Origin of the sequence: Pseudarthrobacter sp. efr-133-R2A-89 (assembly GCF_030209315.1) — a bacterium.
Classification (GTDB): Bacteria; Actinomycetota; Actinomycetes; order Actinomycetales; family Micrococcaceae; genus Arthrobacter.
Genome location: NZ_JARVSE010000002.1, coordinates 138,066 through 152,116, shown reverse-complemented (window position 1 = coordinate 152,116; position 14,051 = coordinate 138,066). Strand labels below are relative to the sequence as shown.

Genomic DNA, 14,051 nt, shown 5'->3' with positions numbered 1-14,051 from the left:
CTGGCCGGAGGCGGCATCCGGCCCGCGGGTGCCTCTTTGTCAGAGCCTGCGGGTAGTACTGGACGCGTAGAGGTTCCGTTTCGGATCCGCACACAGGATGGATCACCGGGCGCCTGGCCCGGAACAAATGGAGGACGGCAACTTTGACAATCGCGCATCTGGACCCGGTGGAAGCGACCCGCGGATCGGACGCGAGCCGGAAACCTCCCCAGGACATCCCCGCTGAACAGTCGGTCCTGGGCGGCATGATGTTGTCCAAGGACGCCATTGCCGATGTCGTGGAGATCCTCCGGGGCCAGGATTTCTACCGCCCCGCCCACGAGACCATTTATGAGGCCATCATCGACCTCTACGGACGCGGGGAACCGGCGGACGCCGTCACGGTGTCGGACGAACTGACCAAACGCGCCGAAATCAACAGGATTGGCGGCCCTGCCTACCTGCACGAGCTCATCCAGACCGTACCCACTGCGGCCAACGCCGGGTATTACGCCGAGATCGTCGCCGAACGGGCCGTACTGCGCCGGCTGGTCAACGCCGGCACCAAGATCGTCCAGTTGGGCTACGGCTCGGACGGCGAAGTGGAAGACCTGGTCAACCAGGCGCAGGCCGAAGTTTACGCCGTTGCGGAACGCCGCACCGCGGAAGACTACGTGGTCCTCAAGGACGTCATGGAATCCACGGTGGACGAAATCGAGGCGTCCGGCCACCGCGGCGAGGGCATGACCGGTGTTCCTACCGGCTTCTACGAACTCGACGAGCTGACCCACGGCCTCCACCCGGGCCAGATGATCGTCATAGCGGCACGCCCCGCCGTCGGTAAGTCAACCTTCGCCCTGGACTTCGCGCGGTCCGCGGCCATCAAGAACAACCTGTCCACCGTCATGTTCTCCCTGGAAATGGGCCGCAACGAGATCGCCATGCGCCTGCTGTCCGCCGAGGCCACCATTGGCCTGCAGGACCTCCGCAAAGGCACCATCAAGGACGAGCAGTGGTCCAAGATTGCCACCACCATGGGCAGGATGAATGATGCCCCGCTGTTCATCGACGACAGCCCCAACATGTCCCTGATGGAAATCAGGGCCAAGTGCCGGCGCCTGAAGCAGCAGCACGACCTCAAGCTGGTCATCCTCGACTACCTGCAGCTGATGAGCTCGGGCAAGAAGGTGGAATCGCGCCAGCAGGAAGTGTCCGAGTTCTCCCGTGCGCTCAAGCTCCTCGCCAAGGAACTCCAGGTGCCAGTGATCGCCCTGTCCCAGCTGAACCGTGGCTCGGAACAGCGCCAGGACAAGCGGCCCATGGTCTCTGACCTCCGCGAGTCCGGCTCCATCGAGCAGGACGCCGACATGGTGATCCTGCTGCACCGCGAGGATGTCTACGACAAGGAATCACCCCGTGCCGGCGAGGCGGACATCCTGGTGGCCAAGCACCGTAACGGCCCCACCAAAGACATCGTGGTGGCGTTCCAGGGCCACTACTCCCGATTCGCCAACATGGCGGGCGACTCCGGGGGCGGCGGCTTCTAGGCTCCGTTCGCGGCGGTGGCGGCAGGAGCCGCGCCTGCCAGCAGGTGGTTGGGCAGCCGGTTGCCGGGCGCCGTTCCCCGGATCTCCAGGAGTTCGCGGGCGTGGGCATGCAGCCGCTTGTCCTCGTCGCTGACCGGGACCCAGGGCGGGACGGGCACTGAATTTCCCTCGTCGTCGCGCGCCACCATCACGGTAAGGCAGTAGGTGGTGAGGTTAAGCTCACGGCCCTTCGGGTCCCCGGAGCGGACGTGGACGGCGATGTGCATGCCCTTGTTGCCGGTGTACACCAGCCGGGCCTCCACCTCCACCACATGGCCGATCAGCAAGGGCCGGTAGAACCGGACGCCGCCGGAGAAGACGGCCACGGTGTCGCGGCCGCAGTAGCGTGAGGCGCACAGGTACGCGGCCTCGTCGATCCACTTCATCACGATGCCGCCGTGGACCTTGCCGCCCCAGTTCACGTCGGTAGGGGCGGCCATGAACCGGAGCGTGACGCGTTCGGCGGTGCCGGCGTCCGTATATTCCTGATGGTTCATGGCTTCCACGATCTGTTCGCGGACCTTGATCCTTGCCAGCGCGTGGTCGCGCTGCTCAACCTCGGCGGGGGTGCCGGGCTCAAACTGGGGCACCGGGATGGGTTTCCCGTCCGCCCCTACGGCCACGAAGATCACCATGCATTGGCTGCGCATGGTGGCCGCGCCGCCTTTCGGATCCCCGGATGAGACTACGGTGCGGATATGCATCGAAGAGCGGCCGGTGTAGACGATGGTGGCTTCAACCTCCACCATGTCGCCGCTGTTGACGGGGTCGGCGAAGTGGATGTTTCCCACGTAGGCGGTCACGCAATAGGACTTGGCCCAGCCCACCGCCGCCGCATACGCGGCCTTGTCCACCCATTCGAGCACCGTTCCTGCATCCACGGAGCCGCTGTGCCCCACATCGGTGGGGGCGGCGAGGAAGCGGAGGGTCACGGAGTTGGGGTGGCCGGTCTCAGTCATGCTGCGATCATACTGAGGGTCCGGGTTACCGGCCGGTTCAGGCCGCAGCGGCCCGGGCCGGCGTGCAGCCGCCGGGTAAGCGCCGCTTAACGCCCGACGGCGGCCGGTCACCATGGCGTGGCCGGCCGCCGTGAGGCGTGTGGGGACGGAAGCGGACTAGGCGAGGACGGCCAGCCGTGAGGTGCGCCGGCCGAAAAGCGCCCGGTCGACGGAGAGCCGGCCGGGTCCGGCCAGTGCCAGCGCGAAGGCTGCCGCGGCCAGGAGGAGGACCAGTTCGTAGCCTCCGTTCGCCGCGAAGACGCCTGCGGGAGCGTGGACAAGGAAGAGCGCCCCGAGCATGTCGAGGACCAGGAGGGCTGCCACCACGCGGGTGAGGATGCCCAGGATCAGGGCTGCGCCGCCTGCCAGTTCAAGGACGGCGACGGCCGGGGCCATGACGTCCGCGGCGGGGACGCCCATCTTGGCGAAGGAGGCCTGGGTGCCGGCGATGGTCCATTCATTGAACTTCTGCCAGCCGTGGGCCGCGAAGAGGAAACCCAGGATGACACGCAGGACGGTAAGGGCAACTGTGGTCAGTCGTGACTGGTTCATGGAGTCAACCCTTTCCCACATATGATTGAAGAGTCAACAAAATCCGGGCGATTGTGGGCTTTGTCATGCTCTCTTCCGGAGTCATTGCGCCCGGTTAAGCTGGCACGGTGCCAACAGAACCCTCCTCCGCCGCCACGGCCCCTCCCCGGAGCCATTCCCGGGAGATACTCCGCCTCGCCGTGCCAGCCTTCGGAGCCTTGGTTGCCGAGCCGCTGTTCCTGCTGGCGGATTCGGCCATCGTAGGGCACCTCGGCGTACCCCAGCTCGCAGGCGTGGGCCTGGCCTCAGCAGTGCTGCAGACCGTCGTCGGACTCATGGTGTTCCTTGCCTACTCAACCACCCCGGCTGTGGCCCGCGCCGTTGGCCGGGGCCAGGTGGGGAAGGCCTTGGCCGCCGGGCGCGACGGCGCCTGGCTGGCATTGCTGCTGGGCGTGCTGCTGGCGGTGGCAGGGTTCGTCGCCGCGGAACCGCTCATCGGCCTGCTCGGCGCCGAGGGCAGTGTGCGCAGCTTTGCCATTGACTACTTCCGATGGTCCATGCCCGGACTCGTGGCCATGCTGCTGGTCTTCGCCGGGACCGGTGTGCTCCGCGGGTTGCAGGACACCAGGACGCCGCTGGTGGTGGCCACCGCGGGGTTCGGCGTGAATATCGCCTTGAATTTGTGGCTCGTGTACGGGCTGGGGTTGTCCGTGGTGGGTTCGGCGATGGGCACCAGCCTGGCGCAATGGGCCATGGCTGCCGTCTACCTGGTGATGGTTCGCAGGTACGCGGTCCGCCACGGCGTCACCCTGGTGCCCAGCTGGCGGGGCATCCGGAGCATGGCGCGCGTCGGGTCCTGGCTGATGCTGCGCACCCTCAGCCTGCGCGCAGCCATTCTGACCACCGTGGTGGTGGTGACGGCCCAGGGTGAGGTCAACCTTGCCGCGCACCAGTTGGCCATGACCATCTTTTCCTTCCTGGCGTTTGCGCTGGATGCCCTGGCCATTGCCGCCCAGGCGCTGATCGGCAAGGAACTGGGCGCCTCCAATGCGGCCAAGGCCCGGGAGTTGACCCGGACCATGGTCCGTTGGGGGGCGGGGTTCGGGGTGGTGACGGGCCTGCTGCTCGCCGCGGTGGCGCCCTGGGTGGGGATCTTGTTTACCCCGGATGCCCACGTGCAGTCGGTGCTCGCCGTTGCCCTCTGGGTGCTGGCGGCGGGCCAGCCCATCGCCGGGTATGTCTTCGTGCTGGACGGGGTGCTGATCGGTGCCGGCGACGCCCGGTACCTGGCGCTGGCCGGCTTGGTGAACCTTGCTGCCTACCTGCCGCTGCTGGCGGCGGTGGCGCTGTCCGGTGGCCCGGGCGCTGCCGGGCTGGGGTGGCTTTGGGCGGCTTTCGCCCTGGGCTATATGGCGGCGCGCGCCGTCACCCTCGGACTGCGCGCCCGGTCAGACCGCTGGATGGTGCTTGGTGCGGCCTGAATCACCGGCTGCCGGGGCCCGGTTCGACCTTCCAGCTGCCCCCACTAAACTGGACCGGTGACGCAACCATCGACTCCAGCGGGCGCAGTTCCCGGAACCACACCCCGCCCTGAACTCTGGAAGCCAATCCTGCTCCGTTCCGCGGTGGCGCTGGTGTTCGGCGCCGTAACGGTTTTCTGGACCTCTCCGTCCGTGGAGGTCATGGGCTGGGCGGGAGGGCTCTACCTGCTGGCCGCCGGCGTCGTGTCCCTGCAGGCCATCCCGGCCGCCGGGTTTGCCCGGAACTCCGCTCCCGGCAAGCTGCTGTCCGCGGCGGGGTCGGCGCTTGCCGGCGCCGGTGTGGCAGTGATCCTGCTGCACAGCGACCTGCTGTTTGGTGTCATTGCCGCCTTGGGCCTAGGCGTGGCCGGGGTTCTTGAGCTGGCGTGCGGCCTGCGGCACCGGGGGTGGCACGTCCTGGCGCGGGACTGGATCGCATCCGGGGCAATCGGGATCGGCACGGCGGTGCTGCTGCCGTTCTTCATCAACCTTGGTGCCCATGCACTGCTGGGCGTGGCCGGCGGCGGCGCGATTATTTCGGGTGTGCTGTGGGTGCTTTCCGGCCTGACGCTTCGGCACGATGCCCGCGCCGGTGCCGTCAAGCCGTAAACTAGGAAGAGCGCCCTTCTACTAGTTGTAGAAATTTTGGTGCTACACCGCAATTCGTGAAACCAGGCCGGCCGCGTGCCGCCTGCAGGGAGGAACCACAGTGGCTGACCAGCATCCAGGAAAACCGCGCAAGCTGCGGACCTCGGTGAAGGGGCCGCTGATGTTCTCGGCGTTCTGGGCCGTCGTCGCTTTCGTTGCCGTGCTGATCTTCGCCTCCGGCGGCAGCGCCCGCGCCCCCCGCTTCGATCTCGCCTTCACCGCAGCCGGGATCGCCTTCATCGTCACCCTGGTGGTGGCCGCCATGTTGTCCATGAGCTACAAGGAAAACGCCGAACACCTCGGGAAGGGATCCGGCGTGAACCTCAGCTCCGCGCCCAAGCCCGGCCATGGTTTCGGTGCTCCCACCACCCAGGACCCCGAGGGCAACACGGACGGCACCGCCCAGCGCTGACAGTGTCTCCGGCTGGTGAGCGGGCCCCGCTGACTATGCTGCCGAGGGCAATGCCTGGTCCTCGCGCTGATCCAGCCCTCGGCATTGGAGATAGGAACGGCCGTTGGCGGTCAGATCCGTCGCAGGTCACGCGGCTCCCTAACGCACGCCTGCAGGCGCGGTCGATGTGACCGGTGTCGTTCTGCTTCCACCTTGGAGGGATACCGCGCAGGGGTTCGCAGTTCCGACGCAATGCGGTCAAGACGCTTCGGATCGCGGAACCCCTATCGTATCCGTGGCATCCAAGGTAGCGGTGGAATCTGGGACGGGCGTAGACCTTGGTCGCTCAAACTGGCTTCACGCTGATTGTTAGGCACTTCTTGGCTACAATCCGGAGTATGCGGAAGCTGCTGGGGCGTCGCTCGGCATAGGAGGTGCATTCTGCATGGTATTCAAGATCGGCGATAGAGTGATGGCCCATCGGGACATAAACGTACAGGGCCGACCTCCGGTCGTCCGGACCAACAAGGGCATCGTCCTCGACGCTACGATGTCAGGCTTCTTTACCGTGACTACTCGCTACCGGGTTGTTTTCAATTCCAGCGACCCTGAAGCCAAAGGTTATCCCGTGATTCTTGACTCCGTGGGAGATGAGCAAATAACTCCGCCACCGCCCGAGGACGGACCACTTCGACGCTGACCTTGATGTCACTGCGCGACAGCCCGGACAGGCTCCTTCAAGGCGGGATAAGCGGCCGCCACTCCAACGGAGCGTCGCATTAGAGCTACCGGAGGCGCCTTCCGGCGCTGCTGTTCCCCCGTCGTTCAACGAGCGCTGGGAGTCCTTGGCTCCTTCTGTGCGCCACAAAGCTCCCAGGGGGCTTTCCGGCTTAGGAAACAAGTCGCGCCGAATGTGTCTCACCGCCAAGTAGTGGTGTCGTGAGGCGACGGAATCCGGCTGACAGGACCTAGGGACGGCGATGTCTGTGGATCGCTGTGCGTTCAGTCGTACGGTGACGCCGGACTTGAGGACCAGGGTAGGGCGGCAAATATCAGTCGCCTTTTTCCACTGAACAGACTCCAGCCGCCGGCACGTCATAAAAGTTTTATGCATCCCACGCTGACATAGGTTATCTTCACCGGGTCGATTCCGGCAGAAGCGGCCAGGAGGCATGGATGAATTACGACACGACGGATTCTGACGGAATCGCCGTGAGCTACGGCGATCCACGCGACCTTTCCGATATCGTCACCAACCTTGCGCGGGTGACTGCAAAGGGTCGTCGAAAGTTGGCTAACGATCCCTTGACGAAGGCGTTTCTTGAATCGGCTCTGCTCTTGACGGAGGAGCTCTTCATTTCGCCTTCCAGTGATGACGAGGGAGTCCGCCCGACCTTGTCTTATCTGTCGCGACCGAAAGTACTTGCGCAAACAATCACCAGTGCACCGGCGCTCGTACCTACCGCCGGAAAGTTCCGAGACCGGTGGACCTCCCACCAAGACTTTCTGGCTGACTTTATTTCGTATGCGCTCACCGCCCGGCACTGGAGCCTACACATAGCTCTGTCGCAAAGTGCCGAAACGATGCTGAGCTCTCCCGAGGACTTCTCAAAGTCGGTTCATCGAATTGCCTATGAAGATTTGAAACTAGTCCTCGAGCTTCCCGCTTACAGATTTCAGCTCTTGGCAGTTGCATCGGCAACGTCGGATTCGGTGGCCTCGGAAGCGCTGGCCAAAATGTACTCAACGCTCACCGACGCATGGACCGCGCTGTACTCCCAAGTATTCCTTGCACACGGAATCCGGTTCCGGCCAGGTGTGACTCTCGACATTTTCAACATCATTCTTCAGTCCACCGCTGAGGGCCTTGGCATGAGGCTACTCGCTGGCGTCCATGAACCGATATTGGACCACGAGCAAAAAAAGACAATCCTGGGCACAGCCGCCTTGGCCCTGTATCTCGCCTTCGTAGATGCCGGGGACGGGCTGACCGTTGAGGAAGCGGCACAGAAACGCATCCTTACCTAGGCGTAAAATCACCTCCCGCGCGGGAGGACGTATCTCTGAGGACTTTGCAAAGTGCCCCCGGTTTGGCCACTAGCTTGCGACTTTGCGTGCTGATCGAATAGGTCTACCCGCACAACTCAGCAAGGGAGTCCACATGAAACGCAAGATCGCGTCAATGGCTGCAGCAGCCACCCTCGCGGCCACGGTTGTATTGCCCCTGACGGCTGTCCCAGCGTCAGCTGCCCCGAACGGCTGCCGGGCCGGAGGCGGATTCACCTATTCGACCGCCTACTGCTCGGGCGGCACTGGCGCATACCAAGCCTACGCCGTATGTTTTCAATCCTATTGGCCCTACTATCGAGCGTTCGTAGAGAGTGATTGGAAGCGCGCAGGAAGCGGACAAACTGCATGGGTTTGGTGTCCTTTTGGCTACAACGTTTGGTCGCGCGGAGTAGGTATCCGAAATTAAGGCAGAAGGGTCGTCAAAATCCCCGGTCGGATTTCTCTCCACAGCGTTTCTTCTTCGGCTGAAGCCGGCACCTTGGCAGGTGTCGGCTTTAGTTTGCTCATCAGTCCTGGTTTGGGAATTCGGAAAAGTCAACAGATATCTGCCGGCCGTGCCCACAGCATCCAGCTTCAATTCGCCCAAGCGGGGAGAGAATGCCGGCGGCCAACAACGTCTGGCGAGCCCTTGCTCTCCTAACCCGCCGCTGCCTGCCTGGCACGGTAGGCGGCAACGTGCGCACGATTGGCGCAGTTGCCGGTATCGCAGTACCGCTTGGAACGGTTCCGGCTCAAGTCCAGTACGGCAGCATCGCAGTCTTCCGATTCGCATGTCCGCAGGCGGTCCATCTCCTTGCTGCGGATCACATCTGCCAGGGCCATGGCGGCCTCGGTGCTCATCCTGTCCGCCAGCGGGGCCTCGGGAGCCGTGGCATGCAGGTGCCAGTCCCAGCCGTCGTGCTTCATCAGCTGCGGGAGGGCGTTGGCGTCCCGCAAGAGCCGGTTGACCGTGTCCACGGCGGCGTCCTCGCCCGCTGTCCACACCCCTGCCAGTAAGCCCCGCAACTGCCGGACGCTCTTCAATTCCGCGGCGTCCCGTGTCCTGGCCCCCGAAAAGCCCTCGGCCGCCAGGAAGCTGTCCAGGTCCCCGACCGAGGCCAAACCTTCCCTGCCGTTCGCGGCCGTATTGATGAGGTTCACCACCGTGCGGAGGGCCACCTCCGTGTCAGGGGCGAAAACCATGTTGACTCCTTACAGTGCGGAAGCGTACTGTCATGACCATTACCCCACTTTACTCCTGACAGGAGGCGACGGTGCCTGCCGCCACGAACCATACACACCCCCAAGCGCCCTTCAGGCGGCCCGGTTTCCTCGCCTCCGGGCTTGGCATCGCGCTTTTTTCCTCCGCTGTCTTCGGCCTGTCCGGGTCCTTTGCCAAAGCGCTCCTCGAAACCGGCTGGTCCCCCGGGGCGGCCGTCACCGCCCGCCTGACAGGCGCCGCACTGATCCTTGGCCTGCCGGCGGTCTCCGCGCTCAAGGGCCGCTGGCACCAGTTGCGGGACAACTGGCTCACCATCGGGCTGTTCGGGCTGATCGGCGTGGCGGCCTGCCAGCTGTTCTACTTCAACGCCGTGGCCCGGCTGTCCGTCGGGGTTGCGCTGCTGCTCGAATACCTTGCCCCGGTGATCATCGTCCTGTGGCTCTGGGCCGCAAGCCGGCGGCGCCCCCGGGTGCTGACCTCCGGCGGGACGCTGCTGTCCCTGGCCGGGCTGGTGCTGGTCCTTGACCTCACCGGCGCCGTCAAGGTTGACCTGGCAGGTGTCCTGTGGGGTATGGCCGCCGCCGTCTGCCTTGCCATCTACTTCTTCATTACCGCCAAGGAAAACGACACCCTGCCGCCCATCGTCCTGGCCTCGGGCGGACTCCTCGTGGGGGCGGCTGTGATGTGGCTGGCGGGTGCCGTGGGGGTGTTCCCCATGGTCTTCAGCACGGCGGACACCCGCCTGGGCCCCTGGACTATGCCATGGTGGGGGCCGCTGGCGGGGCTTGTGGTACTGGCCACCGTCCTGGCCTACACCTCAGGCATCATGGCGGCACGGGCGCTGGGCTCCAAGGTGGCATCCTTCGTGTCGCTGACCGAAGTGCTGTTCGCCGTCGTCTGGGCGTGGCTGCTGCTGGGCGAGCTCCCGGGTGCCATCCAGCTGCTGGGCGGCGCGCTGATCGTCGGCGGCGTGATCCTGGTGCGGCTCGACGAGCTCCGCGCCGCGGCCGCGGTGCCGGTCGGGGCAGCGCCCGCAGCACCCGTTCCGGCGTCGCCCCTGGAGCACGCGAACGACGTCGAACCCGTGCCGTAGCCGCTGCCATAGCGGAACCCACGCCTTCAAAGAGAACGGCCCGGGCACCTTGCGGTGCCCGGGCCGTTTGGGCAGCACATCGTGCCGCCAAAGGCATTAGCCGTTCGAGGCCTGGCTCTGCTGCTCAGCGTTGCGCTTGGCCTGGCTGCCGGCGTCTTTCAGTGCCTCGGCAACCTTGGTCAGCATGGTGACGTGCTGGCCATCCCATTCGCCCTTGAACTTGTCCGCGTCCGGGCCCTTCCAGTCGGTCCCGTGCAGAAGTTTGGTAAGTGTGGATTTCTGCGTCTCGATCTCGGACGCCCCTGCCTGAAGCTTGCTGCCGAGCTGGCGAAGCTGCTCAACGTCTGCACCCCAAATAGCCATCAGTTTCTCCTTGTTAGAACGTGGATCCGAACCTGGTCGGCATCCCCAGCGGCCCCCCGGCTCATCCGGAAGATCCATTGCCTAAAACCTACCCCGGCCCGTAAAACGGTGTCGATGGGCAGCCCTGCCCATGCAGGCCTCCCCATGGCGCCGTGGCTGGATCCGGGAAAAAGGGGTCGATCCCAGGCGTTCGAAGAGCCTAGCATGGCGGTATGTGCCGGAATATCCGAACCCTTCACAACTTTGAACCGCATGCCACCTCGGAGGAAGTCCATGCTGCCGCGTTGCAGTATGTCCGCAAAATCAGTGGCAGCACCAAACCGTCCAAGGTCAACCAGGATGCCTTTGACGATGCGGTGCACGAGATTGCGCACATCACGCAACACCTGCTCGACGCCCTGGTGACGCAGGCGCCGCCCAAGGACCGGGAGGCCGAAGCGGCCAAGGCCAGGGCGCGCGCGTCCGTGCGGTACGGAACCGCCTGAGGCTCACTGCTGTGGTTTCCCGAAGCCGCGCAACCGCAGCGAGTTGGTAACCACCAGGACCGAGCTGGCGGCCATTGCGGCTCCGGCAATCATCGGGTTGAGCAGGCCGAAGGCCGCCACCGGGATGCCCACCGCGTTGTAGAAGAATGCCCAGAACAGGTTGGTCTTGATGGTGGCCAGGGTCTTCCGGGACAACTCGATGGCCTGCGCCACCTGGCCCAGGTCGCTGCCCATGACGGTCAGGTCAGCGGCCTCGATGGCGACGTCGGTTCCGGACCCCATGGCAATCCCCAGATCCGCCTGCGCCAGGGATGCGGCGTCATTCACGCCGTCGCCGGCCATGGCCACCGTGGCACCACCGGCCTGGAGCCTGCGCACCGCTTCGACCTTCCCTTCGGGCAGGACGCCGGCGTGGACATCGTCCGCGGCGATACCGACGGCGGCGGCCACGCGGGCGGCGACCGCGGCATTGTCCCCGGTCAACAGGATGGGCCGCAGGCCCAGCGCCTTCAGCCGGGCGACGGCGGCCGCGGAACCTTCCTTGACGGTGTCCCGGAGGCTGATGATCCCGGCCGGAGTGCCGTCCACCGCGACGCAAACAGCCGTGGCACCGCTTTCCTCGGCGGCCGTCAGGTTGGCCTGCTGGGCGGCGTCCAGGATGACGCCGTTCTGCCCCAGCCAGCCGCTGCGCCCCGCCAACACAAACCTGCCCTCTACGGTTCCGGACACCCCGCCGCCCGGGGCGGAACTGAACCCTTGCACTGGCGGCAGGCCGCCTTCGTCGGTTGTGCCCGCAGGATCCTGTGTGGAAGCCGCAGTTGCAACGGCCCGGCCCACGGGGTGCTCGGAGGCGGCCTCGACGGCGCCGGCCAGCCGGAGGATTTCCTGCCGGGTGAACCGGGGGAATGCCAGCACGGCGTCCACGGCCAAGGCGCCGGTGGTGACGGTGCCGGTCTTGTCCAGCAGGATGGTGTCCACGGTGCGGGTATCTTCGAGGACCTGCGGGCCCTTGATCAGCAGGCCCAGCTGCGCTCCGCGGCCGCTGCCCGTCAACAGCCCGGCCGGGGTGGCCAGGCCCAGGGCGCACGGGCAGGCAATCACCAGCACGGCGACGGCTGCGGTGAAGGCCTGCCGAAGGTGGCCGCCGTCCGCGTCCGGACCGGCGAGCAGGAGCCACAACACGAACGTGAGGACGGCAACGGCCAGGACCACCGGAACGAACACCGCACTGATGCGGTCCGCGAGGCGGGCGATCGGTGCCTTGCCGGTCTGGGCCTGGGATACCAGGCGGGCCATCTGGGCCAGCGTGGTCTGCGACCCCACCCGGGTTGCCCGGACCAGCAGGCGGCCGGAAGTGTTGATGGTGGCGCCGGTTACGCGGCTGTCCGGTGACACCTCCACGGGAACGGATTCGCCGGTGACCAGCGAGGTGTCCACGGCAGAATCGCCGTCGATCACCACGCCGTCGGTGGCGATCTTCTCGCCCGGCCGGACCACCAGTACGTCGCCCACCTGCAGGTGGTCCGCGGGGATCTGCTGTTCGCGTCCGCCGCGCAGGACCGTGGCGTCCTTGGCGCCCAGGTTCAGCAGGGCCTGGAGCGCGTCGCCGGCCTTGTGTTTGGCGTTGGCCTCCAGGTAGCGGCCAAGGAGCAGGAAGGTGGTGACCACGGAAGCCACCTCGAAGTACAGGCCGCCGGACATGGCTTCCATGCCCGGGTGCTCCGTCATGCCGGGGTCGGCCACCAGCTGCCAGGCCGAGAAAAGGTAGGCGGCGGCTACGCCGAGCGACACCAGGGTGTCCATGGTGGAGGCCAGGTGCCGGGCGTTGACTGCGGCCGCCCGGTGGAAGGGCCACGCCGCCCAGGTAACCACGGGAAGGGACAGCAGGGCCGCCACCCAGCCCCAGTTGGGGAACTGGAATGCGGGGACCATGCTCACCAGGAAGACCGGCACGGTCAGGACGGCGGCGAGGATCAGGCGCGGGCGAAGCTGTGCGGCGGCGTGTTCGACGCCGGGGTCCGCCGTGCGTGGCACGCGGACGCTCGCCGTGTACCCCGCGGCGTTGACCGTGTCCACCAACTGCTCGTCGGTGATGCCGTCCGGTGCCGTCACATAGGCCTGCTCCAGGGGCAGGTTGACCGTGGCTGCCACGCCGTCGAGCTTGCCGAGTTTCTTCTCCACCCGGTTGACGCAGGAGGCGCAGGTCATCCCCTGGATGTCCAGTTCCACCACGCGGGTGCCCGGCGGGTGCAGCAGTTCTTGGTGGCTCATGTCCGCTTTCCGGTACGGGAGGCTTTCAGGCCTCGTTGGCGACCATCAGGTAGCCGGCCTCAGCTACGGCCTCCCCGAGGTCCTGGGGCGAGAGGTCGCCGCTGGACGTGATGGTCACGGTGGAGATGCCGCCGTCGTTGAGGTCCACCTTCACGGCTTGGACCCCGTCCAGGGCTTCGATTTCTTCGCTGACCGCGGATACGCAGTGGCCGCAGGTCATGCCCGAGACGCTGATGGTGGTGGTGGCGGGGGAGGTGGTGCTCATGGCGTGCTCCTTCTTTTTGCCGGCGCTGGCCGGGTCGGGGGTTCTGTGGTCAGCGAAGCAGGCGGCCGATGGCGTCGGCGGCTTCCTTCACCTTGGCATCGATCGCCTCGGCGCGTGCGGCGGGGTCCGGTTCCGAGGCCGCCCCCACCACGCAATGGCCGATGTGTTCCTCGACCAGGCCCAGGCTGACGGCATGCAGGGCCTTGGTGACGGCGGAAACCTGGGTCAGGATGTCGATGCAGTACTTGTCTTCATCCACCATGCGGGCGATGCCCCTGACTTGGCCTTCGATGCGCTTCAGGCGCCGAAGGTAGGCCTCCTTGTTCCCCGTGTACCCGTGCTGGGGTGCTGCATCTCCGGCCGGGCGGGCGTGCTCCACCGCCACGACAGCTTCTTCGGTTGGGTCCATATACTCACGCTATACCCCATGGGGGTATCTTTCAAGTACCCTATGGGGGTATCGGCCGCCTTTGGGATTCTTGCTTGGCCGGCTGCTAAAAGGGCACAAAAAAGCTCCGGAGTGCGTTATTGGGGGATACGCACTCCGGAGCAGCATTTGGGCAGTTTCCCGTTTCCGCCTCCGCGGAACCGGCCTGCTTGAACCAGCTTACTGGCTGGTAGGGCACCGCGCCAGCTACGCGAATAACTAC

The 14,051-nt window shown here is 65.7% G+C and carries 14 protein-coding genes; 7 read left to right on the top strand and 7 right to left on the bottom strand.

Translation table 11 applies throughout. The features are described from left to right. Positions 1–143: 143 nt before the first annotated feature. Positions 144–1,526, top strand: a complete 1,383-nt coding sequence (gene dnaB, locus QRM95_RS03505) for a replicative DNA helicase (protein ID WP_109044819.1) — start codon at positions 144–146, stop codon at positions 1,524–1,526. On the opposite strand, the gene QRM95_RS03500 is transcribed toward dnaB, so the two are convergent. Together QRM95_RS03500 and QRM95_RS03495 are read right to left on the bottom strand one after the other, a co-directional pair. Then, the gene (locus tag QRM95_RS03500; protein ID WP_285246472.1) at positions 1,523–2,524 is read right to left on the bottom strand and encodes an acyl-CoA thioesterase; all 1,002 of its coding nucleotides are present in this window, start codon (positions 2,522–2,524) and stop codon (positions 1,523–1,525) included. The two genes, dnaB and QRM95_RS03500, sit on opposite strands and share 4 nt — an antisense overlap. A gap of 156 nt (positions 2,525–2,680) precedes the next feature. Continuing rightward, a complete protein-coding gene (locus QRM95_RS03495) occupies positions 2,681–3,115 on the bottom strand; it encodes a DoxX family protein (RefSeq protein ID WP_285243489.1) in 435 nt (144 codons plus the stop codon). Between the two features lie 107 nt (positions 3,116–3,222). Here QRM95_RS03495 and QRM95_RS03490 point away from each other — a divergent pair, with 107 nt between their 5' ends. The 4 genes from QRM95_RS03490 (at position 3,223) to QRM95_RS03475 (ending at position 7,681) form a co-directional block, all read left to right on the top strand. After that, entirely contained in the window at positions 3,223–4,575 is a 1,353-nt protein-coding gene (locus tag QRM95_RS03490) for an MATE family efflux transporter (RefSeq protein ID WP_285246471.1), read from the top strand. A gap of 57 nt (positions 4,576–4,632) precedes the next feature. After that, entirely contained in the window at positions 4,633–5,223 is a 591-nt protein-coding gene (locus QRM95_RS03485; protein ID WP_285246470.1) for a hypothetical protein, read from the top strand. A 100-nt stretch (positions 5,224–5,323) separates the two neighbouring features. Continuing rightward, on the top strand, positions 5,324–5,674 hold the full coding sequence (locus QRM95_RS03480) for a hypothetical protein (protein WP_285246469.1): 351 nt from the start codon (positions 5,324–5,326) through the stop codon (positions 5,672–5,674). Positions 5,675–6,829: 1,155 nt separating this feature from the next. Further along, a complete protein-coding gene (locus tag QRM95_RS03475) occupies positions 6,830–7,681 on the top strand; it encodes a hypothetical protein (protein WP_285246468.1) in 852 nt (283 codons plus the stop codon). 678 nt (positions 7,682–8,359) lie between these two features. On the opposite strand, the gene QRM95_RS03470 is transcribed toward QRM95_RS03475, so the two are convergent. Beyond that, positions 8,360–8,905, bottom strand: coding sequence for a CGNR zinc finger domain-containing protein (locus tag QRM95_RS03470; RefSeq protein ID WP_285246467.1), 546 nt, complete (start codon positions 8,903–8,905; stop codon positions 8,360–8,362). Between the two features lie 71 nt (positions 8,906–8,976). Here QRM95_RS03470 and QRM95_RS03465 point away from each other — a divergent pair, with 71 nt between their 5' ends. Continuing rightward, a complete protein-coding gene (locus tag QRM95_RS03465; RefSeq protein ID WP_285246466.1) occupies positions 8,977–10,017 on the top strand; it encodes an EamA family transporter in 1,041 nt (346 codons plus the stop codon). 96 nt (positions 10,018–10,113) lie between these two features. Here QRM95_RS03465 and QRM95_RS03460 read toward each other — a convergent pair whose 3' ends face one another. Beyond that, positions 10,114–10,380 (bottom strand): WXG100 family type VII secretion target, encoded by a 267-nt coding sequence (locus tag QRM95_RS03460; protein WP_285246465.1) that lies wholly within the window; start codon positions 10,378–10,380, stop codon positions 10,114–10,116. A 212-nt stretch (positions 10,381–10,592) separates the two neighbouring features. Here QRM95_RS03460 and QRM95_RS03455 point away from each other — a divergent pair, with 212 nt between their 5' ends. Next, on the top strand, positions 10,593–10,865 hold the full coding sequence (locus tag QRM95_RS03455) for a DUF2277 domain-containing protein (protein WP_285246464.1): 273 nt from the start codon (positions 10,593–10,595) through the stop codon (positions 10,863–10,865). A gap of 3 nt (positions 10,866–10,868) precedes the next feature. Here the strand turns inward: QRM95_RS03455 and QRM95_RS03450 are convergent, their stop codons facing one another. Genes QRM95_RS03450 through QRM95_RS03440 form a run of 3 tightly spaced genes read right to left on the bottom strand, consistent with a single transcriptional unit; the run spans position 10,869 to position 13,810 of the window. Continuing rightward, complete coding sequence (locus QRM95_RS03450) at positions 10,869–13,136, bottom strand: heavy metal translocating P-type ATPase (protein ID WP_285246463.1); 2,268 nt, start codon at positions 13,134–13,136, stop codon at positions 10,869–10,871. Between the two features lie 25 nt (positions 13,137–13,161). Further along, positions 13,162–13,401 (bottom strand): heavy-metal-associated domain-containing protein, encoded by a 240-nt coding sequence (locus QRM95_RS03445; protein WP_285246462.1) that lies wholly within the window; start codon positions 13,399–13,401, stop codon positions 13,162–13,164. A gap of 49 nt (positions 13,402–13,450) precedes the next feature. After that, positions 13,451–13,810 (bottom strand): metal-sensitive transcriptional regulator, encoded by a 360-nt coding sequence (locus QRM95_RS03440; RefSeq protein WP_285246461.1) that lies wholly within the window; start codon positions 13,808–13,810, stop codon positions 13,451–13,453. Between the last annotated feature and the right edge of the window lie 241 nt (positions 13,811–14,051).

Coding starts and splice junctions, on each gene's coding strand:
- QRM95_RS03500 (WP_285246472.1), bottom strand. CDS start 2,524: ATGACTGAGACCGGCCACCCCAACTCCGTGACCCTCCGCTTCCTCGCC.
- QRM95_RS03495 (WP_285243489.1), bottom strand. CDS start 3,115: ATGAACCAGTCACGACTGACCACAGTTGCCCTTACCGTCCTGCGTGTC.
- QRM95_RS03475 (WP_285246468.1), top strand. CDS start 6,830: ATGAATTACGACACGACGGATTCTGACGGAATCGCCGTGAGCTACGGC.
- QRM95_RS03470 (WP_285246467.1), bottom strand. CDS start 8,905: ATGGTTTTCGCCCCTGACACGGAGGTGGCCCTCCGCACGGTGGTGAAC.
- QRM95_RS03460 (WP_285246465.1), bottom strand. CDS start 10,380: ATGGCTATTTGGGGTGCAGACGTTGAGCAGCTTCGCCAGCTCGGCAGC.
- QRM95_RS03455 (WP_285246464.1), top strand. CDS start 10,593: ATGTGCCGGAATATCCGAACCCTTCACAACTTTGAACCGCATGCCACC.
- QRM95_RS03450 (WP_285246463.1), bottom strand. CDS start 13,136: ATGAGCCACCAAGAACTGCTGCACCCGCCGGGCACCCGCGTGGTGGAA.
- QRM95_RS03445 (WP_285246462.1), bottom strand. CDS start 13,401: ATGAGCACCACCTCCCCCGCCACCACCACCATCAGCGTCTCGGGCATG.
- QRM95_RS03440 (WP_285246461.1), bottom strand. CDS start 13,810: ATGGACCCAACCGAAGAAGCTGTCGTGGCGGTGGAGCACGCCCGCCCG.